The sequence below is a fragment of the Gemmobacter megaterium genome, from assembly GCF_900156815.1.
Taxonomy (GTDB): Bacteria; Pseudomonadota; Alphaproteobacteria; order Rhodobacterales; family Rhodobacteraceae; genus Wagnerdoeblera; species Wagnerdoeblera megaterium.
Genome location: NZ_FTOT01000003.1, coordinates 149,914 through 172,563, shown reverse-complemented (window position 1 = coordinate 172,563; position 22,650 = coordinate 149,914). Strand labels below are relative to the sequence as shown.

The 22,650-nt window shown below is 67.1% G+C and carries 24 protein-coding genes; 5 read left to right on the top strand and 19 right to left on the bottom strand.

Annotation, left to right across the window (positions count from 1 at the left end; all coding sequences use genetic code 11):
- Positions 1-81: 81 nt before the first annotated feature.
- Positions 82-1,110, top strand: a complete 1,029-nt coding sequence (locus BW970_RS09470; RefSeq protein WP_076531072.1) for an AbrB family transcriptional regulator — start codon at positions 82-84, stop codon at positions 1,108-1,110.
- Here BW970_RS09470 and BW970_RS09465 read toward each other — a convergent pair.
- From BW970_RS09465 to BW970_RS21080, 5 genes are all read right to left on the bottom strand, one after another.
- A complete protein-coding gene (locus BW970_RS09465) occupies positions 1,091-2,056 on the bottom strand; it encodes a D-2-hydroxyacid dehydrogenase family protein (protein WP_076530545.1) in 966 nt (321 codons plus the stop codon). The genes BW970_RS09470 and BW970_RS09465 overlap by 20 nt on opposite strands.
- A complete protein-coding gene (locus BW970_RS09460) occupies positions 2,053-3,144 on the bottom strand; it encodes a 4-oxalomesaconate tautomerase (protein WP_076530543.1) in 1,092 nt (363 codons plus the stop codon). Before BW970_RS09460 ends, BW970_RS09465 begins: the two co-directional genes overlap by 4 nt.
- A 60-nt stretch (positions 3,145-3,204) precedes the next feature.
- Entirely contained in the window at positions 3,205-5,139 is a 1,935-nt protein-coding gene (locus BW970_RS09455) for a tripartite tricarboxylate transporter permease (RefSeq protein WP_076531069.1), read from the bottom strand.
- A 163-nt stretch (positions 5,140-5,302) separates the two neighbouring features.
- Positions 5,303-5,704 (bottom strand): hypothetical protein, encoded by a 402-nt coding sequence (locus tag BW970_RS21085; RefSeq protein ID WP_229740482.1) that lies wholly within the window; start codon positions 5,702-5,704, stop codon positions 5,303-5,305.
- Positions 5,698-6,408 (bottom strand): type 2 periplasmic-binding domain-containing protein, encoded by a 711-nt coding sequence (locus BW970_RS21080; protein WP_229740481.1) that lies wholly within the window; start codon positions 6,406-6,408, stop codon positions 5,698-5,700. The genes BW970_RS21085 and BW970_RS21080 overlap by 7 nt, the downstream gene beginning before the upstream one ends.
- Before the next feature lie 156 nt (positions 6,409-6,564).
- Here BW970_RS21080 and BW970_RS09445 point away from each other — a divergent pair, with 156 nt between their 5' ends.
- Together BW970_RS09445 and BW970_RS09440 are read left to right on the top strand one after the other, a co-directional pair.
- Positions 6,565-7,230, top strand: a complete 666-nt coding sequence (locus tag BW970_RS09445) for a response regulator transcription factor (RefSeq protein WP_076530540.1) — start codon at positions 6,565-6,567, stop codon at positions 7,228-7,230.
- Positions 7,230-8,612, top strand: a complete 1,383-nt coding sequence (locus BW970_RS09440; RefSeq protein ID WP_076530539.1) for a sensor histidine kinase — start codon at positions 7,230-7,232, stop codon at positions 8,610-8,612. Before BW970_RS09445 ends, BW970_RS09440 begins: the two co-directional genes overlap by 1 nt.
- Positions 8,613-8,640: 28 nt before the next feature.
- On the opposite strand, the gene BW970_RS09435 is transcribed toward BW970_RS09440, so the two are convergent.
- The 6 genes from BW970_RS09435 to BW970_RS09410 form a co-directional block, all read right to left on the bottom strand.
- On the bottom strand, positions 8,641-9,435 hold the full coding sequence (locus BW970_RS09435) for a phosphodiesterase (protein WP_076530537.1): 795 nt from the start codon (positions 9,433-9,435) through the stop codon (positions 8,641-8,643).
- 67 nt (positions 9,436-9,502) lie between these two features.
- Complete coding sequence (locus tag BW970_RS09430) at positions 9,503-10,783, bottom strand: ABC transporter substrate-binding protein (RefSeq protein ID WP_076530535.1); 1,281 nt, start codon at positions 10,781-10,783, stop codon at positions 9,503-9,505.
- A 41-nt stretch (positions 10,784-10,824) separates the two neighbouring features.
- Positions 10,825-11,646, bottom strand: a complete 822-nt coding sequence (locus tag BW970_RS09425) for a carbohydrate ABC transporter permease (protein WP_076530533.1) — start codon at positions 11,644-11,646, stop codon at positions 10,825-10,827.
- Positions 11,646-12,548 carry a carbohydrate ABC transporter permease gene (locus tag BW970_RS09420; RefSeq protein WP_076530531.1) on the bottom strand — a complete coding sequence of 301 codons (903 nt, stop codon included), beginning with the start codon at positions 12,546-12,548 and terminating at the stop codon, positions 11,646-11,648. Before BW970_RS09420 ends, BW970_RS09425 begins: the two co-directional genes overlap by 1 nt.
- Complete coding sequence (locus BW970_RS09415; RefSeq protein WP_076530529.1) at positions 12,545-13,693, bottom strand: ABC transporter ATP-binding protein; 1,149 nt, start codon at positions 13,691-13,693, stop codon at positions 12,545-12,547. Before BW970_RS09415 ends, BW970_RS09420 begins: the two co-directional genes overlap by 4 nt.
- Positions 13,694-13,915: 222 nt before the next feature.
- A complete protein-coding gene (locus BW970_RS09410) occupies positions 13,916-14,605 on the bottom strand; it encodes an ArsR/SmtB family transcription factor (protein ID WP_229740480.1) in 690 nt (229 codons plus the stop codon).
- A 150-nt stretch (positions 14,606-14,755) separates the two neighbouring features.
- Here BW970_RS09410 and BW970_RS09405 point away from each other — a divergent pair, with 150 nt between their 5' ends.
- Together BW970_RS09405 and BW970_RS09400 are read left to right on the top strand one after the other, a co-directional pair.
- Positions 14,756-15,085, top strand: a complete 330-nt coding sequence (locus BW970_RS09405; RefSeq protein WP_076530526.1) for an NIPSNAP family protein — start codon at positions 14,756-14,758, stop codon at positions 15,083-15,085.
- A complete protein-coding gene (locus tag BW970_RS09400) occupies positions 15,082-15,471 on the top strand; it encodes an antibiotic biosynthesis monooxygenase family protein (protein WP_076530524.1) in 390 nt (129 codons plus the stop codon). The genes BW970_RS09405 and BW970_RS09400 overlap by 4 nt, the downstream gene beginning before the upstream one ends.
- Positions 15,472-15,523: 52 nt before the next feature.
- Here BW970_RS09400 and BW970_RS09395 read toward each other — a convergent pair whose 3' ends face one another.
- The 8 genes from BW970_RS09395 to BW970_RS09360 are packed head-to-tail and all read right to left on the bottom strand — an operon-like array spanning position 15,524 to position 22,650.
- Complete coding sequence (locus BW970_RS09395) at positions 15,524-16,408, bottom strand: glycosyltransferase family 2 protein (RefSeq protein ID WP_076530522.1); 885 nt, start codon at positions 16,406-16,408, stop codon at positions 15,524-15,526.
- Complete coding sequence (locus tag BW970_RS09390; RefSeq protein WP_076530520.1) at positions 16,398-16,658, bottom strand: acyl carrier protein; 261 nt, start codon at positions 16,656-16,658, stop codon at positions 16,398-16,400. Before BW970_RS09390 ends, BW970_RS09395 begins: the two co-directional genes overlap by 11 nt.
- Before the next feature lie 15 nt (positions 16,659-16,673).
- On the bottom strand, positions 16,674-17,864 hold the full coding sequence (locus BW970_RS09385; RefSeq protein ID WP_076530518.1) for a cytochrome P450: 1,191 nt from the start codon (positions 17,862-17,864) through the stop codon (positions 16,674-16,676).
- Complete coding sequence (locus tag BW970_RS09380) at positions 17,861-19,513, bottom strand: AMP-binding protein (RefSeq protein WP_076530516.1); 1,653 nt, start codon at positions 19,511-19,513, stop codon at positions 17,861-17,863. The genes BW970_RS09385 and BW970_RS09380 overlap by 4 nt, the downstream gene beginning before the upstream one ends.
- The gene (locus tag BW970_RS09375) at positions 19,510-20,793 is read right to left on the bottom strand and encodes a polysaccharide pyruvyl transferase family protein (protein WP_076530514.1); all 1,284 of its coding nucleotides are present in this window, start codon (positions 20,791-20,793) and stop codon (positions 19,510-19,512) included. Before BW970_RS09375 ends, BW970_RS09380 begins: the two co-directional genes overlap by 4 nt.
- The gene (locus tag BW970_RS09370; RefSeq protein ID WP_076530512.1) at positions 20,790-21,260 is read right to left on the bottom strand and encodes a hypothetical protein; all 471 of its coding nucleotides are present in this window, start codon (positions 21,258-21,260) and stop codon (positions 20,790-20,792) included. The genes BW970_RS09375 and BW970_RS09370 overlap by 4 nt, the downstream gene beginning before the upstream one ends.
- Positions 21,257-21,952, bottom strand: a complete 696-nt coding sequence (locus tag BW970_RS09365; RefSeq protein WP_076530510.1) for a polysaccharide pyruvyl transferase family protein — start codon at positions 21,950-21,952, stop codon at positions 21,257-21,259. The genes BW970_RS09370 and BW970_RS09365 overlap by 4 nt, the downstream gene beginning before the upstream one ends.
- On the bottom strand, positions 21,949-22,650 hold the full coding sequence (locus BW970_RS09360; protein ID WP_076530508.1) for a class I SAM-dependent methyltransferase: 702 nt from the start codon (positions 22,648-22,650) through the stop codon (positions 21,949-21,951). The genes BW970_RS09365 and BW970_RS09360 overlap by 4 nt, the downstream gene beginning before the upstream one ends.

Below are 22,650 nucleotides of genomic sequence, written 5' to 3'. Positions count from 1 at the left end.
TGTATACAGTTGGATACAATTTAGCGCAAGGACCAGATCGTGCCCCTTTTGCCCGCCCCCCGCAGCCTTGTGCCTGATCAGATGTCGCGCCGGATGGCCACGCTGGCCCTTGCGCTGCTGGGGGCGGGGGTGTTCCACCTGCTGGGCCTGCCGCTGCCCTTCCTGTTCGGTCCGATGGCGGCCTGCCTGATCGCCGCGCTGGCCGGAGCGCCGCTGAAGGGGATGGGCACCATCTCCACCCTTGCGCGCACCATTCTTGGCGTGGCGGTCGGCGCCTCGATCACGCCCGAGGTGGTGGGGCGCATTCCGCAGATGGCGGGCAGCGTTGCGCTGGTGCCGGTCTATGTGGTGATCATCGGGTTGGTGGGCGTGCCGTTCTTTCGCCGTCTGGGCTATGATCCGGTCACGGCCTGGTATGCCGCCATGCCAGGCGGATTGCAGGACATGGTGCTGTTCGGCAAAGAGGCGGGGGGCGATGCGCGGGCGCTGGCGCTGATCCATGCGACGCGGGTGCTGATCATCGTGACGCTGGCACCGATCATCCTGACCGGGCTCTATGGCTCCAGCCTGACAGGTGCGCTGGGGGCGCCGGTGCGCGATCTGCCCGTGATCGAACTGGCGCTGATGGCAGGGGCGGCGGTAATCGGCTGGAAGGTGGCAGAGCGGATCGGCCTGTTCGGCGCCTCGATCCTGGGGCCAATGATCCTGACGGCGGCGCTGTCGCTGGGCGGGCTGATCCACAGCCGCCCCCCGGCCGAGGCGATCCTGCTGGCGCAGTTGTTCATCGGCCTGGGCATCGGGGTGCAATATGTCGGCGTCACCTTGCGCGAATTGCGCAGCTTCATCCTGTCGGGACTGGCCTTCGTGGCGGTTCTGGCGGTGCTGGCCGCAATCTTTACCGAGATCGTGACCTTGACCGGGCTGGCCCAGCCGGTCGAGGGGTTCCTGGCCTTTGCCCCTGGCGGTCAGGCGGAAATGACGGTGCTGGCGCTGGTTGCGGGGGCGGATCTGGGGTTTGTGATCCTGCATCACCTGACCCGGATCGTGGTGGTCATTCTGGGCGCGCCGGTGGCGGCGCGCCTGCTGGGCATCAAGCGCCCGGAGGGGTGACAAGGTGGATCGGCCGACCAGCGGCAAAGGCCGTCACCTGATCAAAGATATCCGCGAATTGCAGATCAATCTCGTCTTCGGTGACAAAGCCCAGATGCGGGGTGGCGATGACGCGGGGGTGGGACAGCAGCGGATCGGCGCTGTCGGTCAGCGGCTCCGCGTCGAACACATCCAGCGCGGCATGGCCGGGCCGCCCGGCCCTGAGCGCCGCCAGCAAGGCCCCCGGCGCGATCAGCCCGGCGCGGGCGGTGTTGACCAGCAGGGCGCGCGGCTGCATCTGTGCCAGATCCTCGGGCGTGATGATCCCCGCAGTTTCAGGTGTCAGGCGCAGGTGCAGGGTCACGATGTCGGATTGCGCGAAAAACGCGGCGCGGCTGTCGGGCACCGTGCCACCTTGGGCCACAGCGCGGGCACGTCCGGCGGCGGAACCCCACCACAGCACCCGCGCCCCGAACGCCTCTGCATAGCCCGCGACCAGCCGTCCGATGCGTCCATGGCCATAGATGCCGATGGTCTTGCCGCGCAGCGTGCGTCCCACGCCTGTCTGCCAGTGCCCGGCGCGCAGGCTGGCCATCTGGCCCGGCAGATCGCGCAAGGCCGCCAGGATCAGCGCCCAGGTCAGTTCGGCAGCGGCGTGGTTCGGCGCCTCGGCGGGTTTGCGCGAGGCAAAGGCCACACCGCGCGCGGCGCAGGCGGCCACATCCACATGCGGCCAGGCCCCGCGCCCGGACACCAGCCGCAAATCGGGCAAGGCGGCCAGCAGATCGGCGGTGATGCGGGTGCGTTCGCGGAACAGGCAGATCGCCTCGGCCCCGTGCAGGCGGCGGGCGAGGTCCGGCCCTTCGGCATGATCAGTCCAGACCGTCACCTCATGCCCCGCCAGCCGCCCGAAGCAGGGCAGATGGCGCAGCGTGTCGGACCAGTCGTCCAGGATGTGAACCCTCATCTTCCGTCCCAGACGGTGGCGGGCACCATGACCGAGCCCTTGGCCAGCAGCCGCGCGGTGCGCAGCAGCCCTGCGGATTTCAGCACAAAGCCATCGGGGCCGTTCTCGTAATCGACCGTCACGTCGATGGCCCCACCCGGATGTTCCAACACCACCAGCGCGGGCGTGCCTTCGGGCAGCGTGGCCAGCCCCTCGGCCACGGTTCCCGGTGTCAGCGCGCAAGAGGCCAGGCATTGCGCGCCCGTCACCGCCATGGTCGGATGGCAATTCCAGGGCATGAAATATCGCGCCGTCAGCGTGCCGCCCTGGCGCGGCGGGGCCAGCAATGCGAATTTCGGCGTCACCGATTTCGACACGTCGCCCATGCCCATGCGGCGCCCGGCCTCTTGCCGGATCGGTTCCATCCGGGCGTAGAAGTCGCGGTTTGCGTCCAGTTCGTCGGCGGTTTCATAGCCTGTCAGACCAAAATCGGCAGCGCGGGCGATGGCGATGGGCATGGCCACATCCATGCAGGTGATCTCGATCCCGTCGATCACATCGCGCAGCCTGCCCGTTGGCAACAGCGCCCCGGTGGCCGATCCGACCACATCCATGAAGTTCAGATAGATCGGCGCCGCCGTGCCGGGCACGCCGTCGATGGCCGCGGTGCCCTCATAGTCCACCTGCCCGCCTGGGGTGCGCACCACCGCCTCGACCCTGGCGCCGGTATTGACCGAATGCACCCGGATGCGCGTGACATCGCCTTGCGGCGCGATCAGGCCCATTTCCACTGCGGCCGGTCCCACCCCCGACAGGATGTTGCCGCAGGTGGGTTTGAAATCGACCAGCCCGTCCTCGACGCTGACCTGCGCAAAGAAATAGTCGATGTCGCTGTCATTGCTGTCAGAGCGCGACAGCATCGCCACCTTGGTGGTCACTGCCGCCCCGCCGCCGATGCCGTCGATGTTCAGCTTGTGCCCTGAGCCGATGGCGGCGATCAGCACACGGGCCAGCGTGTCCCGGTCTTGCGGCAGATCCTCGCGCCGGAAATACGGCCCGCGCGAGGTGCCGCCACGAAAGAAGTGAAAGGGAATGGCGGTCTGGGCCATCGTCGTCTCCTGCGGTGCAAGACAAAGCCCGCGTCCGGGGGGACGCGGGCGAAAAGGCGGTCAGCGGAAGGGCCAGGGCAGGTCGAACATGTCCTGTGCAAACCCGGCGGGAAAGTTCAGCGACAGGGCGTTGGCCAGCACCAGGATCACGCCTGCCGCGCCTGCGGTCATCAGCAGGGTGGCCAGCGGGCTGGCCTTGGCGCGCACCACCAGGAACAGCGGAAAGAACACCAGCAGCGCGGCATAGAACCCGATCAGCGCGGTCAGCCCGACCAGACCGGCAACCCAGCCAAGACCGCCCCACAGGGTGCCGATGCCCGGCTGGCCGACATGTTCGCCCGTCAGCTCGGCGTCAAAGTGCGAATGATGCCCCGTCTTGCCCCGGATCAGCTGCGGCACCAGAATGGCCAGCATCCCCAGCCCGATCACCGACACCGACAGCGGAAAGACCTGTGCAAGAAAATCGTGCTGCACCGCATCCAGCAGCGCGACCAGCAGCACCCCGGCCATGGCAACGGCAAAGGCGATCTGCGGCAGATGCGCGCGAAAGCTGGGCACGTCAGGGGCATCATCGGCATTCGGCACGACATGGCCATGTTCATCCACCCGGTTGCGCAGGCCGAACCAGATCGAGGCCAGGGTCATCAGCCCGATGGCGATCACGCCGGGGCGGGTCACGAACGACCAGCCGTTGAACTGAAGCGCCTGATAGAAATAGGTCTCGGCCTGCGGGGCCAGAACATAGCCGATCAGCAGCGCCGGGCGCGGCCAGCCAAAGCGCTTCATCAGCACGCCCAGCACGCCCAGCCCCAGCAGCGCGACCAGATCGGCCAGCGACCGCGTGGCCTGAAAGGCGGCAAAGCAGATCAGCACGATCATGAAGGGCGCCAGCCGCTGGAACGGGATCTGGGTCAGCCGCGAAATCGGGATGGCCAGCGCCAGACAGATGCCCGCGCCCATCACATTGGCCAGCGCCAGCGACCAGACGACGGAATAGGTGATGTTCAGATCCGCCCCGACCATCGACGGCCCCGGCTGGATGCCCAGCAGCACCATGCCGCCCAGAAACACCGCCATTGCGCCCGACCCCGGAATGCCGAACAGCATGGTGGGCAGCAGCGCCCCGCCCTGCATGGCGTTGTTGGAGCTTTCCGGGGCGATCACGCCGCGGATGTCACCCTTGCCGAACTGCGGATCCTTCTTGGTGGTCTGGACGGCATGGCCATAGGCGATCCAGTCCACGACCGACCCGCCAAGGCCGGGAATCGCCCCGATGATGCAGCCCATGCCCGCGCAGCGCATCGACAGCCAGACATTTGCCCACCAGTCGCGCACCCCCTGGAACCAGCCCGACCCCAATGCATGGCCCGAGGCAATGGCCGAGTTGCGGCGCAACAGATCGGCGATTTCGGGAATGGCAAAGAAGCCAAGGCCGACAATCACCAGCGGAATGCCGTCATACAGATAGTCAAAGCCAAAGATCATGCGGAACTCGCCGGTCGCGGGCGCCCCGCCGATGGATCCGATGATCAGCCCGATACAGCAGGCGGCCAGCCCCTTGGCCAGACTGCGTCCTGCCAGCACCGCCACCATCGACAGGCCGAACAGCGCCAGCATGAACAGTTCTGCCGAGCCGAAGGACAGGATCAGCGGTCGCGCGATGACCACAAAGCCGGTCAGGATGATGGCCCCGAAGATCCCGCCGGCCATGGACGAGATGAAGGCCGCCGACAGCGCCCGTGCCGCCTGTCCCTGCCGCGCCAGCGGAAAGCCGTCCAGCACCGTGGCCTGGCTTGCGGATGACCCCGGAATGCCCATCAGCACCGACGAGAACGTGTCCGAGGTGGGGATCACCGCGACAAGGCCGATCAGCATGGCCAGCGCCGCCGTCTCCTCCATGCCGTACAGGAACGGGATCAGCAGCGACAATCCGGCGATGCCGCCCAGACCGGGGATCACCCCGATGACCAGCCCGACCGACACGCCGATAAGCATGTAGAACAGATGCTGGAAGGTCAGCAGCGCCCCAAGCGCAGCAAAAAGGGTATCGACCACGGCAGCGGCTCCCGTGTTTGTCGCATGTGGCGCGACGGTTCAGATTTTCATGCGAAAGGTGGGGGGCAGGCGTTCTGTGGCGACCGCCTGCCCGGCGTGACGATCAGTTCTCGCCCAGCTTGACCCCGTATTCGGACCCCAGCATGTCCGCCACCTGGCGGCGCAGCTCGGGTGCGATGGTGGTGCCACGTTCGAACAGCGCCTGGGCCAGCGGGCCGGTGACCTGTTCGTAGGTGCCCAGCACCGCCTCGGCATTGGCCTGATAGTCCGGGTCGGATTTCATGTCCTCGAAGGCCTTCTGATAGGCCGCGACGATCTCGTCCGATGTGCCCTTGGGCAGGAAGGTCATTTTCTGCGCCGGGAACCCTGCGGTAAAGAAGGCGGAATAGGCGTCATAGTCCGGGCCAGTCGGCGCCGCGCCGGTCAGCGTCTCGTAGGCTTCGACGAACGACGGCAGGTCGGGGAAGGTCGGGTCACGCACAACCTCGCCGGCCTCGTTCAGCACACCCCAGCTGAACAGCGGGATCGCCTGCCCGGCATCGACCAGCGGCTTGACGCTCTTGATGTAGGCCGACGAGGTTTGATAGTCGATGTTGACCTCGCCCCGCTCAAAGGCCAGCCGCCCGTCGCCACGCCCTTGAAGCCGAAGACGTGCTGCACCTTGAAATCCATCAGCCGGAAGCCCAGCAGCGGCACCAGATCCAGCGAGGTTGCGCCCTGGCTGGCGTAGACGAGTTCCTTGCCCTTGAGCATGGCAATATCGTCCGGTCCCTTCAGGCCCAGCTTTGGCGTGGTATAGACCACCCCGCCAGTCGGACCCGCCATGGCGATCCTCCAGTCCTTGTATTCATAGCGCACGCGCGGATCGCCCAGCAGATAGGGAAACTGCGTCGAGCCCGAGGTGCCAAGGATCATCAGCCCGTCAGGCTTGGCCCGCGCCGCGAACAGGTTGGTGCCCTTGGTCGAACCGCCGCCGGGTTCGTTCACCACCACCACGACGGGATTGCCCGGCAGGTATTTGCTCAGCAGCGGCGCGTTGAACCGCGCCCAGGTGTCCGAGCCACCCCCGGCCGAGAACGGGATGATCCATTCGATCGTCTTGCCCGCAAAGCTGACTTCGGCCGCGGCCGGTCCGGCCAGCCCCAGTGCCAGCGCCCCGGCTGCCAGTCCCAGCGCGCCGCGGCGCGTGAGCGTTGTATTGGTCGTCATGTCGTCCTCCCCTTCATGCCAAACACGCCGTCTCCCTCTACGCGAAGGGCGACTGGCGCCACGCCGGGCTTGATTTCTCCTCCGAAGCCCGGCTTGATCAGCGACACTATGGACTGTTCCTGTCGGGAAGCTGTCCGTCACGGGAATTTTGCACCAATGCGGGTCATCCTTGTCGAGGACAATCACAACCTGGCCAAAGGCATCGAAAATGCCCTGAAGGATCAGGGCCATGCCGTGGACCATCTGGATGATGGCGCCGACGCCGATGTCTTTCTGACCACCGCCACCACCGATGTTGCCATCCTGGATGTGAATCTGCCCCGTCTGTCGGGAATCGAGATCACGCGCCGGATGCGCGCGCGGGGCGATACGACGCCGGTACTGATCCTGACCGCGCGCGGCAAGACCTCCGAGCGGGTCGAGGGGCTGGACGCCGGGGCAGATGATTATCTGGTCAAGCCCTTCGAGATGGAAGAACTGTTCGCGCGGCTGCGGGCGCTGACGCGGCGGCGCCCCGAGGTGGCCCCGTTGCGCGAAACCATCGGGCGGCTGGTCTATGACCGCGAACAGCGCGCCGTTCAACTGGACGGGCGCGACCTGGACCTGCCGCGCCGCGAACTGGCGCTGTTCGAGCTGTTGCTGGCGCATCGCGGGCGACTGATCGAAAAGGACCGGATCGCCGATGCGCTGTATGGCACCGGCGCGGATGTCGAAGGCAACGCCGTGGAACTGCTGATATCCCGCCTGCGCCGCAAGATCGACGGGTCGGACGTGGCGATCCGCACCGCACGCGGCCTGGGCTACATGCTGGACGGCGGTTGATGCCCCGCCGCCGGAGACTGCCCCGCCTGTCACTGCGCGGGCGGCTGTTCGCGCTGCTGATCCTGCCGCTGGTCATAGTGGCCGTTGCCGCCTCTTTTGCGCGGTATCATGCCGCAAACCGCCTGTCACAGGAGTTGTATGACAATACACTTCTGGTCGTCGCCCTGACGATCTCGCGCGATGTGGTGATTTCCGAAGGCGACATGCTGACCGAACAGTTGCTGGAAGATCTGACCAGCGCCCTGGGCGATCCGGTCTATTACCGCATCACCGGGCCGGGCGGCAGCTTTGTCACCGGATATTCCGATCCGCCCGCCTTGCCGGACGGTGCCAGTCTGGCGGGCGGCGAGCCGTTCTTTTTCGACAGCGTCTCGTTGGGGCGCCCCGTCCGGGCCGTGGCGCTGCGCGAGTTCATCAGCGAGCCGCAATTCGGCGGCTGGGTGGTCGTCGAGGTCTGGCAGAATGTCGGTCAAAGGATTGCCCTGTCGCGCGAACTGGTGATCCAGTCCATGCTGTTGCTGGGGTCGGTGCTGCTGACCGCCGTGCTGATCCTGTGGTTCGGCATCCAGCTTGGCCTGAAACCCCTGCTGGATCTGCGCGAGGCCATCGGCCAGCGCAGTGCCGATGACCTGCGCCCGATCCGCCGCTGGGTTCCCCCCGAGCTGCGCCCGCTGGTGCAGACGACAAATTCCCTGTTCGACCGCCTGACACAGGCATTTGCGCTGCGCGACGGCTTCATCTCGGATGCCGCACATCAGATGCGCAATCCAGTGGCCGCGATCCAGAGCCAGGCCGAAGCCGCGATCAGCGCGCCAAACGAACAGGCCCTGCGTGCCCGCGTCGCCGACCTTGCCGAAAGTGCGCGGGCGACAAGCCGCCTCACCTCGCAGCTTCTGTCACTCGAACGGGTGCGCGGCCGCAGCCTCAAGGTGCTGGTCCAGCAGGTCGATCTGGTGGCGCTGGTCCGGAACCGGGTGCGCGCCTTTGCCGAAGCGCAGTTGCGACGCGGGGTTGACGTGGCCTTTTCGGTCATCGGCACGCCAAGACCTGTCGAATGCGACCCGGTCCTGATCGAAGAGCTTGTGGCGAACCTGCTGGACAATGCGGCAAAATATGCGCTGCATCCGGGCGGTCATCTGGATGTGTCTATCACGCTGGACCCGCAGTCGGTCAGCCTTCGGTTCCGCGACGACGGGCCGGGCGTTCCACCCGATCAGTGCGAGCGGATCTTTGACCGCTTTCACCGCCTCGACGAGGACCAGTCCCGAGGCTGCGGCCTGGGCCTGGCCATCGTGACGGATGTGGCCAAGGCCCATGGTGGAACGGCGCGGTGCTATTCCGACGGGGCGGGGCTGGTCTTTGAAGTGACCTTTGCGCGCTGAGGCGGACCGGATCGCCCAGCCGCGGCGCTCAGGGCCCGGCGCAATATACGCTGCGCGCGATCCGCCGTTCGCCGACCTGAACGCCATAGGCGCGAAAGCCCAGGTCATCCCACATCAGGATGCGGTAGCAGGGCGGACCCTCGGTCCACCACGGCGTCGGATCATCCGGTGCCGTGACAAAGCGGTGCGCGCAGGACTGCCCGGCGCTATAGGCAAAACCCTCGGGGCTGGTCCCCGCCAGCGGGACATGGATATGGCCAAAGACCACATGCACCACACCCGGCGCATGGGTGCGCAGCGGGCCGGTGACGGCCGCCATGTCATGCAGGCGGATGGCGTCGAAATGCGCCAGACCATCGGGCACCGGCGGATGGTGAATGAATACCACGACCGGCCCGGCGCCATGCAGCGCGGTTTCCAGCCAGCCCTGACGTGCGGCGCAATACCGTCCGCCGATGGTGTCGGGGTGGTGGCTGTCCAGAAACAGCAGCCGGCCACGGGGCGTATCCAGCCAGGATTGCACAAAGCCGCTGTCATCGGCCGGATGCTCGGGAAACGCCGCGCGAAAGGCGGGGCGCGCATCGTGATTGCCCAGCAGCAGCCGCACGGGGCAGGGCAGCGGCGCTAGGATCTCGCGCAGCAGCGCATAGGCGGCGGGTTCGCCATCGTTGCACAGGTCGCCGGTAACGGTGACCAGATCGGCATCGGCGTGATGGGCAAGAATGTCCTCTACCACCCGCGCCAGTTGAACGGCCGGGTCGATGCCGTGCAGCGTTGCGCGGGGGGGCAGCAGATGGGTATCGGTGATTTGCAGGATCTTCATGGCGGGTTCCTGAAAAGGCATGGGGCGGGGGCACATGGCCCCCGCCCGTCCGGCGCCGGGGCCGGGGTTATTTCATCAGCGCATTGGTCTGTTCGACCATCTGCCTGAGCCCTTCCTCGGGCGTGATCTCGCCGCGCATCACCGTGCCGATGATGTCGCGCTGGGTCCGCCAGATGCGCACCGAATCCCCGCCCGGATAGCCCGCCCAGGGACGCGACCGATCAGCCTGGCGCGCGGCGGTCGCCACGTTGGGGTTTTCCTTGTAGTAGGGGGCCAGGAACTCTTCGCCCGTTGCGCGGATGTTGGTGGGCAAATAGCCGGTGATACGCACCACGATGTTCTGCGCCTCGGGGCCGGTGACGAATTTGGCATATTCCCAGGCTGCCTTCTGCCGCGCCTCGTCCTGGGTCAGCAGCACGATGGCATTGCCGCCGGTCGGCACGCCGCCCGCATCCGCATTGTCCAGCGGGAAGGTGGTGGTTTGCAGCGGGAAGCGGTCGCCCACCAGCCCCTGAATGGTCTGCACATGGGCCGGGGTCGAGAAGATGAAGCCGGTCAGCCCTGCGCCGAACTGCTGGCGCGATTGGTCCCAGTCCAGCATCGCCTGCCCGCCCTCGGTCACGAAGCGGCGGAAATAGGTCAGGGCGTTCAGGCCGATGTCATTGTCAAAGGCCACCTTGCCGGTCGCGGGATCGGTCAGATCGCCGCCCTGTTGATAGACCATCGCCTGCCACAGCCAGTCATCCGGCCAGCCGCCGATGTCATAGGCCATTCCGGCCGCCTCGGGCACGGCCGCCTTGATCCGGGCGGCCAGTTCGATCAGTTCGTTCCAGGTGGTGGGCATGTTGTCGGGATCGCCGCCGCCTTTGCGCACCAGATCGGGGTTGACGTACATGATCGGCGACGAGGCATTGACCGGCAGGCCGTATTGCACCCCGCCGATCACCCCCAGCGCCGCCATCTGGGGCGTGAAGTTGGCGTCCAGAAACGCCTGCCCGCCCTCGGCCTCGATAAAGGGCTTGAGGTCGGTGATCTGTCCGCGCCTGGACAGCGTCCCGGTCAGTTCGGACAACAGGTGATAGCCGGAAAAGAACACATCCGGCGCATCGCCCGTCACCGCGGCGCGCAACACCTGCTGGTGGCCGGCATTGTAGTCAGGGGCAGGCGCCAGAAAGTTGATCTTGATATCGGGGTGGCGCTTCTGGAATTCCTCGGCGATCGGCTGGTGAAAGCGGGTGAAACCCGGCAGATTGTAAAGCACGTTCAACGTGACCTCGGCGGCGGCCACGCCCGGCAGGGCAAGGCCAAGCGCCAGGGTTCCGGCAGCAAGATGGGTGGCAAACGACATTGGGGACTCCGTTCTGTCGGGTTGAGAGGGGGAACCGGGCATCATTTCACCCCGGTCATGGTGATGCCCGCGATGAACTGGCGGCGGGCGAACAGAAAACACAGAACCATGGGCGCCGTGATCATCGCGGCCCCGGCCATCAGCGCGCCGTAGTCCGCGCCCGATTCCGCATCGGCAAAGAACAGCACCCCAAGCGGTGGCGGCGCATAGGCGATGTCGGTCACGACGATCAGCGGCCAGTACAGGTCGTTCCAATGCGCAACGATGGAGAACACCGAAAACGCCGCCAGCGCCGGCAACGAGCCGCGCAGCACCAGGCCCCAGCAGATTTCCATCCAGGAAAACCCGTCAAGCCGCGCCGCCTCGATGATCTCGTCGGGATAGGACCGGAAGGATTGCCGGAACAGGAAGATCGCAAAAACCGACAAGAAGAACGGCGCCATCAGCGCGAAATAGGTGTTCAGCAACCTGGCCGAGGCCAGCCCGACATACAGCGGCAGTGCCAACGCCTGCATCGGCACGCACAGCGCGGCGATCACCAGCGTCAGGAACAGCCGCTGGCCCGGAAACCGCAGCTTGGCCAGGGCAAAGGCGGCCGGAACGGCGGTGGCCACCTGCACCACCAGAATGCCCAGACAGACGATGGCCCCGTTCAGCATCAGCCGCGCCATCGGCACGGCACTCGCCGCCTTGGCGTAGTTCTCGGCCGCGTGGAAATCCTGTGGCACCGGCCAGAGCGAGATGTTGAAAATCTCTGCCGGGGGCCGGATCGAGGTCAGGACCATCCAATAGAACGGCAGCAGCGCAAAGATGGCCCCCAGACCAAGCAGCAGCAGGGGCAGAAGGCGACGGAACACCGGCATCAGTAGTGCACCTTTCGATCCAGATGCAGGGTCTGCCCGATGGACAGCACCAGAACGATGGCCAGAAACAGCAGCGTCAGCGCGGCGGCATAGCCCGTTTCGGCATATTCGAACCCTTCGAGATAGATCGCATACAGCAGCACCTCGGACCCTGACCGTCCCTTGGTCAGGACCGCGACCGTCTCGAACACCTTGAAGGCGGAAATCGAGGTGGTGACGGCCACGAACATCGTGGTCGGCCCCAGCAATGGCCAGGTCACGGTCAGAAACCGATCCAGCGGGCTGCGTGCGCCATCCAGCCGCGCGGCCTCGTACAGATCCTTTGGCACGCCGGTCAGCCCTGCCAGGAACAGCACCATGTTGAAGCCCAGCACCTGCCAGACCCCGATCATCGCCATCGTCGGAATGATCAGCGCCGGATCGGCCAGGAATGACACCGGCTCGAACCCGAACCAGCGGATGGCGGCATTCACCGGCCCCAGCGACGGGTGCAGGACGAATTGCCACACGGTGGCCATGGCCACCAGTGTGGCGGTGACGGGCAGGAAATAGGCGATCTCCCATATTCCGCGCGACCGGGTGCGGGAATGCACAAGCAGCGCAATACCAAGCGCCAGCCCCACCCCCAGCGGTATCACGATGGCCGCATACAGCACCGTATTGCGCAGCGCCCGCAGGAACACCGGATCGCCAAAGGCACGGCGGAAATTCGCTGTCCCGGTGAACTCGGTCGAGAGGGCACCCAGCCGATAGTCGGTCAGGCTGAAGCCGGTCAGCGCGACGAGCGGCAGAATATAGATCGCCAGCAACAGAAGAACCGCCGGTGCGGCAAAGGCAAGCCCGATCACAGCCCGGCTGTGGCCCCGGCGGCGGACGGGGGCAAGACGTTCGGCCAGTGTCATGCCGAAACCCGCGCATCGACATGGCAATCCAGCCGGACACCATCGGCCCCGAACAGATGCGCGCGCTCTGCCACAAAGGCCAGATGCAGCCGCCCGTCGGCATCGGCAGGCAGGCTCGCCCCGGCGGCCAGGCGCAGGGTCAGCGGCCTGTCCGCAAGACCTTCGGGCAGGACAGAGACATAGCGGTCCGCACCATGGTGTTCGGTATGCAGCACGCGGGCGCGGATACCGCCACGGCCAGGGCGCAGATCCTCGGGCCGCACGCCCAGCGTGGCCGCCCCGGTGGCCCCGCGCGGGGCGCTCAGCCCGGTCTCGAGGCCCAGCACCCGCACACGCCCGGCGCTGTCCACTTCGGCGGGCAGCAGGTTGATGGCCGGTGTCCCGATGAACCGCGCCACGGTCAGCGTGGCGGGGCGTTCATACAGTTCGGTCGGTGTGCCCAGTTGTTCGATCTGCCCCGCCTGCATCAGCGCGATGCGGTCGGACATGGTCATCGCCTCGATCTGGTCATGGGTGACATAGACGAATGTCGCCCCCAGCCGCCGATGCAATGCCGCCAGTTCGCTGCGCATATGGGCACGCAGCTTGGCATCCAGATTCGACAGCGGTTCGTCCATCAGAAAAGCCGCCGGATCGCGCACCAGCGCACGGGCCAGCGCCACCCGCTGCCGTTGCCCACCGGATAGCTCGGCCGGCTTGCGGTCGAGCAGATGGCCGATCTGCAGGGTCTCGGCCGCTTCGGCCACCTGCACCCCGATCCGGGCCATGGCCGCCGCACGGCCCGGCACCAGCCGCCCCAGCACCGGCAGCCGCGCCACCTGTGACAATTGCCGCATCCGCAGCGGCGTGGCGATGTTCTGCCGCACGGTCATATGGGGGTAGAGCGCGTAGCTCTGGAACACCATGGCAAGGTTGCGGTCGGCGGGGTCCAGCGCGGTGACATCCTGCCCGCCGATGGTGAAGCGGCCCCGGTCGGGCGTTTCCAGCCCCGCTATGATGCGCAGCAACGTGGATTTGCCGCAGCCCGACATGCCCACCAGCGACAGGAATTCCCCCGGCCGGATCGCCAGGTCGATCGAGCGCAGCACATCCTCTGCGCCAAAGCCCTTGCCGACCCCGGTCAGCTCAAGCGATTGCGGTTCCATCCAACGTCCCCCGGTTCATTGGGGGCTATCTGCCGGTTGGCTGTGTCAGATGCGTGACGCAGATACAAAGTTTGCGTGACAGATCAGATGCCTGCGAAACGCGACACGGCGCAGGTGCGCGCGCCTGCCGCGCCGTGGCTGACCCCTCGTCATGCTGGCGCAGCGACCCCGACCTCGGCCCGCACCGGGTACGACAGGCCAGGCAGGGCGCCCCCGGACGCCTCAGGGAAAGTCGCGCCAATCCGTCGGCAGGCGAAAGGTGGATGCAAAGCCGCTTTCCCCGGCGCGAGTCACGCGCAGGGCGCGGCTGTCAGCTCTGCGCGCGACCCATCCCCGCTCTGTCGCCAGAAGCAGAATCGCGGCGCCCAGGTGTCCGGCGATGTGCGGGCGCCGCTCGCTCCAGTCCAGACAGGTGCGACACAGGGGGCGCCGCGATGGCAGCGCCGCGACCTCGATGCCAAGGGTCGCAAAGAACGCGCCCCCCTCGTCGGTGACCAGACCGGCGCCATCCGACAGGATCACATGCCCCTGCCGCACCAGACTGTCGGCGATGGCCAATGCAAGACGCCCCGCCATATGGTCGTAACAAGTGCGGGCAAGGCGCAGGGCCTCGTCCCTGGGTCCGGTCGGGCGGTGGCGTCGCGGGCCCCCTGACGCCAGCGCCATCAGGGCCTGGATCGCCTGTGCCACCTCGGGACTTGCCAGCCGGTAATAGCGGTGCCGCCCCTGTTTCTCGACCGCCAGCAACGCCGCATCGGTCATCCGTGCCAGATGGCCGCTGGTGGTCTGGGCCGTTACCCCGGCGTGCCAGGCAAGCTCGCCCGCTGTCAGGGCCTGACCGCCCATCAGCGCGGCCAGCATATTGGCCCGCGCCGGATCGCCGATCAGGCGTGCCACCTCTGCAAGAGTCATCCCCGAACCCAAGTTTGCCATGCGCCAAGTCTATCATCCACCGCGCCTGCCGTCAGTGCGCAATGCTTCGGCCATGGCCGAAACATCCGCGCGCGTGCCGATGCTAGGGAAAGGCACCCCGGTTCCGGGGCAATCTGGCACGGAGTCCCCATGATCACCTGTTTCATCCGTTACGAAATCGACCCTTTCAAGCATCAGTGCTTTGATCGCTACGCGCGCACCTGGGGCGAGGCCATACCGCGCTGCGGCGCCGATCTGGTCGGATATTTCGCACCGCATGAAGGATCGAGCACCATCGCCTATGGCATCTATCACATCGAGTCCCTTGCCGCCTATGAAGCCTATCGCGCGCGGCTTGCCGCAGATCCGGCAGGCCGCGAGAATTACGACTTTGCCCGCCGCGAACAGTTTATCCGGCGCGAGGACCGGATGTTTCTGCGGCTCGCCTCTGCCCCGCACAGCGCGCTGGTGCGTCCGTGATCGCCGTCATCTTCGAGGTCTGGCCCGCCGAAGGACAGCGCGACACCTATCTAAGGCTGGCCGCGGCCCTCAAGGCAGAGCTGGCGCAGATCGACGGATTCATTTCGGTCGAACGGTTCGAAAGCCTGAGCGAACCGGGCAAGCTGATGTCGCTGTCCTTCTTTCGTGACGAGGCGGCTGTCGCGGCGTGGCGGAACCGTCCTGCGCATCGGGCAACGCAGGCGCGCGGGCGGGGCGGGGTGTTCCGCGACTATCGGTTGCGGATCGCCCATGTCGTGCGGGACTACGGCATGACAGCGCGCGACGAGACCCCCGCCGACAGCCGGGCAGCGCACCGCACTGGCGCAAGCGCCACGTCCGGCGTGCCCGTGGAACGGCCCCGGTGACGGCCCGGTCCGGGGCCCTCGACCGCGCTGGCGGTGGCGGTGTGGCCCCCGGTCAGACCAGCGCGCCGGTGCCAGAGTCGAAGATCCAGCCGGGGGATCGCACACCCACGATGGGCTTGCGCCGCAAGCGGTAGTATTCGCGGCTGATCGCCATACCGACATCTAGCCCCGACTCCCCGGCATTGCTGGTCGTGCCGCCATGAACCTGATGAAACGTCGCCTCGCCCCGGATACGGATCAGTTGGGTGCCTTCGGCCTCGCAGGCACGCAGGAAGATATCGCAGTTCGCAGCCCCGCCACCGGCGCTGGTGAACCGTTCGTCATACCCCCCGAACTCGTCCCACATGGCGCGGGTCATGAACAGCGCATTGGTTTCCAGCATCCGTTCGCTTTCGCCCGAACGCCAGACCGCCGTAGAGATCTCGAACAGCCGCTCGGGGTTGGCGGGCCAGCCGATCGAGTCAAGCAGCCGGTCCTCGGCCGCCTCGTCATGGCCCTTGAGTGCAAGGGCGATCTGGGTTTCATGGCCGATGTGGTAGTTCGGGGTCGCGACCACCGGGCGCGGGTGCAGACGCGCCGCGGCAATCGAGGCGCTGACCAACCCCGGCGAGGCCATGCGCGCGCCGTCGATCCAGGCGCAGATCAGCGGTGCGCGGGCCAACCGCAGGCCATGGTTCAGCGCCTTGACCGGCGACTTGTCCCCCGGCGGCCAATGGACAACCCGAAGATCCAGGCCAAGATGGGCAAAATCCTCGGCCCGTGGCGGATCGCGCGAGCCATTGTCGATAACGATCACCTCGATCATGCCCGGCGGGCAATCGCGCTGATATTGCGGCGACAGCGACAACAGCGTGCGGGGCAGTGCCCGCGCCATCTCGTAGCAGATGACGACGATACTGGCCTGGGGCGTTGTCAGGCGCGGAGTCTCAGCGGACAAGTCCGGCCCCCTGAAGCGCCTTGACCAGCCCGTCGATCGAAGGGTCTTCGAACACCATCGTCGGATCGATGCGGATCGAGAATTCTTCCTCCATCACACCAGCCATGATCACGGCCTCGACCGAATCGAGACCATAGCTGTCAAAGGGAACAGCGGTCGAAACGGTGTCAGCCTCCAGGTCGAGCACCGCACTGATGTAGGATTTCAGCCAGGCACGCAGGGTTTCCGCATCGGTCAAAGGGGTCGTCATGAGATCCGCCGTTGGTCAGAGAGGTTGCATATGCAGGTCAAGTCGCGCGAGTCGGCGCCAGGATGGCGCCGGGGGCCATTGCGGCACCGGATTGATCAGCCGGGGCCGCACGGTATCGAGGAGGGAGTCGATGAAGATCCTGGTCTCCAGCCGCGCCAGCCCGGCCCCCAGGCAGGACCGCCCGCCAAGCCCGTAGGCCAGATGCGGCGGACCCCGCCGGTCCAGCCGGAAGCTGCCCGGATCGTCATAGACGGCGGGATCGTGATTGCCCATTTCCAGCAACGGCGACAGCAGCTCGGTTCCGCTGAACTCCACCCCGCCGATGACCGTTCCGGGCGGCACCTTGCGCACCGATGTCGTGTGCATCGGCGTGGCAACCCGCGTCACCTCTTCGACAAAGGGAACGATCAGGCTGCGGTCGGCGGCCAGCCGGTCGTAAAGGCCGGGCACACTGCACACCATGAACAGCCCCGAGGCCAGCAGCGCCGTCGTCGTCTCGATCCCGGCGGCGGCAAGAAAGAAGATCAGGGCGGTCAGATCGGCCTCTGACAGGCCGAACTCCGCCCGGTTCAGGTCCAGCACACGGGCCAGGCGCCCATCGCCACTGCGGTCGGCATCAAGGATATCAAGGTGGATCAGCTCCAGCACCTCGCGCGCGTGGACTTCGATGGCGGCCATATCGCGTGCCATGATGCCGAATTGCCCGAACTGGCAGGTGCGCAGCATTTCCGCCGTATGGGCCGCAACCGCCGCCGCCGCACCTGGCGACAGGCCAAGGGCCGTCAGGATGATCTCGACCGGCAGCAGGTCGCACAAGGCGGCGACCGCATCAACCTCGCCAGGCCCGATGGTGCGCCTGATCGCGGCGCGGATCATCGGGCGCATCGCGGCTTCTGAAAGATCGGCGCGCAGAATGGCCAGCACACGTTGCAGAAAGGCACGGCCCTGCGTGTGATAGGGCGGGCTGCGGAACACCAATACCCCCGAGGCCAGCGTCACCAGACTGGCCAGATCCATGCCGGTCCCTTTGGCGACCCGCGCGATCTTGGTATAGGCATCGGGGCTGACATCGTTGGAACAGCGCAACAGCAGTTGCAAGTCGGCGTGGCGTGTGACCAGCCAGGCGCCATCTGCCTGGCTCCATCTGGGCGGGCCATGCCGGGACAGCAAGTCAAATCCCGCCGCGGACCTGAGACTCTCGCTCATGCGCTCTCTCCGTTCCGAGTGGTGGCCAGCCGGCCTTCCAGATAGGCATCACGGCAGGCAGCGCGGCGGATCTTTCCGTTGGCCGCGCGCGGGATGGCGCCTGCCCGGACAAACAGCACCCGATGCGGCAGAATGCCATGCACCTCGCCGATACGGGCGGCAATGGCGGCAGCGGCCTGGGGTGCGCCCGCGGCGCGCGGCCCTTCGCAGATGACGATCAGATGCTCGCCTTGCGGCTGTGCCACGGCAAACGCCGCCGCCGCCGCGACCTGTGCGGCGGTATCGCTCAGGGCGGTGGCTTCGACATCTTCGGCATGGATCTTGGCGCCGCGCAGGATGATCAGATCGCGGCTGCGGCCCAGCACATGCAGATCCCCCGCTATCTGCGTGCCGATATCGCCCGTCCGCAGATAGCGCCGGCCCTCGTGCCACACCTCGCGTGCGGGATCGGGCAGGGCGGCGCCGGTGGCGGCATCCCAGAATCCTGGGCTGACATGGGGACCGGCAATCGCAATCTCGCCAGATGCGCCGTCAGGCAGCATGGCATCGCCCGGATCCAGAATCGCGATCCGGCCATCCAGCACCGGCCCGCCGCAGGACACCGATGGCGTGGCCAACTGGCGGATGCGCAGGCCGCTGCCGCGCGGCTGGCCAGTGGCGAACAGCGTGGCTTCGGCCATTCCGTAGCAGGGCAGAAAGGCGCGGGCATCGAATCCCGCGCCCGAAAACCGGCTGGCAAACCCGCTCAGCGCCGCAGGGCGGATCGGCTCGGACCCACAATAGGCGACGGTCCAGCCCGACAGATCCAGCCCGGACAGCGCCGCATCGGAAATCTGGCGCGCGCAGAGTTCGAAGGCAAAGGTCGGCCCCCCGCTGGTGGTGGCGCCCAGGCGGCTGATAGCCTGCAACCAGCGCACGGGCCGTTGCAGGAACGACAGCGGCGACATCGAATGGCAGCACCCGCCGATATACAGCGCCTGAAGGATCGACCCGCACAGCCCCATATCGTGATGCAGTGGCAGCCAGTTCACCCCGACCTGCCCAGGCTGGTGGCCAAAGGCGGCGGCGATCATCGCCTCGTTCGCCATGATGTTGCGATGTGTGATCACGATGCCGCGCGGGCTGCCCAGCGAACCGGAGGTATATTGCACAAAGGCAATATCATCCGGCACGGGCCGCACCGGCAGCGCAGAGGGCGCACCGGCCAGCGCCTCGGCCGGGGATATCCGCAGGCAGGTGGGCGGCAGCGCCTCGGCCAGGGCAGGGGGCAGGGGACCGGGCGGCAGAACCACGGCCTCGGGGCGGAAATCCCGGATCATCGAGACGGCGCGATCCACCCCCCTCCGGCTTTCGGGGCCGGGGGCAGGGGCGGCCACGGCACCGGCATACAGGCACCCCAGCAACACGCGCACGAAATCCAGCCCTGACGGCAGGCAGATCATCACCGGGCGCCCCCGCAATCCGGCCGCCGTCAGACAGCCCGCCACCGCGCGTGCCTGACGGTCCAGCGCAGCATAGCTGGACTGATCGGCAATCTCCTCGCCCCAGTCCAGATGTGTCAGGGCAACCCGGTCCCCCTGTGCCTGCCCGCGCCAGATCATCAGATCAACGAGCGTCGGCAGGCTGCGCGGATCCTGCACCCCGGTCATCTGGGCGGTTCCTGCGGGGCCGGATCAGGGCGGGTGCAGAAGGGGGCAAGCAACCCGCCCGGATCCCGCCCCGCACCAAAACCTGCGGCAAGAAAAGCGCGCAGGAAGTCGGCCCTCTCGGCCTGGCGCCGCTCTGGATGGTCCAGCGCCTGGCGCACGGCGGCCCAGTGCTGCTCCAGACGGTCAAAGGCCGCTTGCGGGATCCGGCATGACCCCGCCGAACCCTCGAAAGGCAAGGGCTGCGCGATCACCGCGGCCCAACTGCGGCGCAGGTCATCACTCTGACCGATCTGCGCAAGGAACCCGCCGAATTTGCGATGGGCCGGGCGCGCAACCAGAACACCGGGCAGACCATAGGCCGCCGCAGTGACATATCCATGCAGCGAGGCGCCGGTATACCCTTCGGCATGGGCAATCGCGGCGGCGATCTCGACCGGGCCTTCGGGGTCGTCCAGCAGCACACAGGGCACCGTCAACAAGGCCGCCAGATCGCGCGCCGCGTCGGCGTCGCCCAGCGTCGGACCGATGGCGATCAGCACCGGCACAAGACCATGCATATGCGCCATGGCGTCGATCCAGCCCGCAAGCGCCGATGCGGGGGTTTCGCCAAGCGAACGGTCGCGCAGGTGAATCGCCCAGAACCGGGACCCCGGCGGGGCGGATTTCCGGGCAAGCAGCCGGGCAAAGGCCGGGGCAAGCATCGCCCCGGGCCACATCGCCGCCAGATCAATGGCCGTATCGGGGGGCACCGCGATCTCGGCCCCTTCGGCGGCCGGGCCCAGCAGCTCGACACTGGCCTCATCACGCAGGCTGACCGGATCGCTGGCGCGGAAGGCTGCGGCCAGCAGTTGATGCCAGCGCCGGGTCAACACATAGGGCACGCCCGGCGCATTCCACGCCACCGGCACATCGCGCAGGGCCGCCACAAGCATCGGCCCCAGCCAGATCCCCGGCGCCGCCCAGTCGAAGGCCGGCACATGTTGTGCCGCTGGCGGCAAGCGCAGCAACGCGCCCGCCGAAACATTGCCATAAACGATATTGCCGCCGCCGATCAGCAGGCCGTCCACCCGGACGTCAGGGTCGAACAGGCGGCCCAGTGGGGTGCAGGGCGCGACGCCCATCCAGCCACAATCGCCGCCAAAAGGGGTGGTCGGGCGGATCCGGTAGCCATGGCGTTCCAACCGATGACCGGCAAGCAGGGGAAACAGCGCATCGCCGTAATTGCGGATGTCCAGCGCACCCGAGATCCAGATCTGGCGTGGGGTGTCGGCAGCCGTCATCCCGGCCTCCGTGCAAAACCGCCAAAGGCCCAGGCCGGACCGGCACCATCCAGGCCAAAGCGCAGATATTCCGCCAACAGGGACCGCTGCGCCGGTCTGCGCTGCGGATCATCGACCTTCAGGCAATGTGCAACCCCTGACCAATGGGCCGCAATGGCCTGATGAACGGCATCGGGGATGATCGTTCCCGCCGGGGCTGCGAGACTGCGCGCCAGCGCGCTCAGCCCGGATGGCCAGTCGCGGACCATATCCTGCGGCCGTCCGAGCTGGCCGACGAGGCCGCCGAACTTGCGGTGAGCCGGGCGCGCGACCATCACTCCGGGCACATCATAGGCACAGGCGGTGACATAGCCGTGCATCGAGGCCCCCACATATCCCGCGCTGCCCGCGATGGCTGCCGCCGTCTCGCGCAGGCTGGCAGGCGCATCGAGGCGAATATGCGGCCCGGTGAACCCGTCACAGATCATACCGGCCAGGGCTCGGCCGCGGCAACGGGAAGAGAGCCGTCAAGCGCCCGGCCCCGGACATGGATCGCCAGGGTGCGCGTTCCGGGCGCAAAGCCGTGGCGGGCCAGAATGGCGCGATGAGCCGCCAGTAGCGGCGCGCGCGGCCAGACCCGTGCCAGACCCAGCACCGTATCGGGCACCACCGGAACCGGGCCAAAGCCCGTCGCCTCCAGAAATCCGACACTGCCCGGATCGCGGACGCTGACCCGGCTGGCCGACCGCAGCACCGATGCCACCAGCGCCCGGCGACGCGCCCCGCCAAACGGAAATGGTACACCCGGCGCATTCCAGATCACCGGCAGGTCGCGCATCGCGCCGGCAAGGGATGCCCCCAGCCACAGACCGGCATAGGCCCACCGGCTTGCACCTGCCGCGACATATTCCGCCAGCACGACCGCATCGACGGTGTGGATGATGTTGCCGCCCCCGATCAGGATGCCACAGCCCGGCACCTCGCCCTCCAGCAGATCGGCCAGGCTGATCGGCCGCGGCGCATCCGACAGCGCCGCCACCACGCCCGATGTGGGCGATGCCGGCTGCACCGCAATGCCGTGCAGTCCCAGTTCATGCCCCGCGACCAGCGGGAACAGCAGGTCGCCGTAATTGTCGACGTCGAACGTACCGACGATGAAGGCAGGGGCGCGGCAGGTCATCGCGGAGCATCCAGCACATACCAGCGCTGTGGGCCGAACTGTGACCGATAGGTCGGTTCGATCAGCGTCACGGATCGACGCCCCGCATCGCGGCACATCTGCAAAAAGGCATCATGCGTGGACCAGAACGACTCCTGATCGTCGGCGGCGGACCAGTAATTCCCCGTCTCGCGGCACAGGGCACCCTCCAGGCCGTCCAGTCGCACGGGACGCAACCGATCACAGGCGATGGCCGCTGGATCGGCCGCGTCAAAGACTTCGGTGTCGATGACTGTCGGCCTGCCTGCGGTCTGCACCAGCAGATCCCGCTGGGCCGCAAGCGGCAGGTGATAGGTCAGCCCGATGGCCGGCACGATAGCGAAGGGCGTTGTATCGAATGCGCGGACATCGGCCTGCACCCACGCGATACCATCATCGACCGCCGGTCGCGGCTGTGCCTGCGCCACGCCAAGCGCCTGCGCCGCGCTCCAGCGCGGCCGGGCATCGACTGCGGTCACACGAAATCCGTGGCGGCGGGCGAGGGTCGCGAACATGCCATGACCGGCGCCCAGATCAACCGCGCACTCCCCTTGCGGGGCTGGCCATACCTGTCGAAGCAGCGCGGCAAAGCTGCGCAGCCGCATCGAGGTGGCCAGCGTCGGGCCGGGAGCTGTGGCCGTGCGGGGGAACGCGGGGCCAGGCAGGACATGGATCTGCAT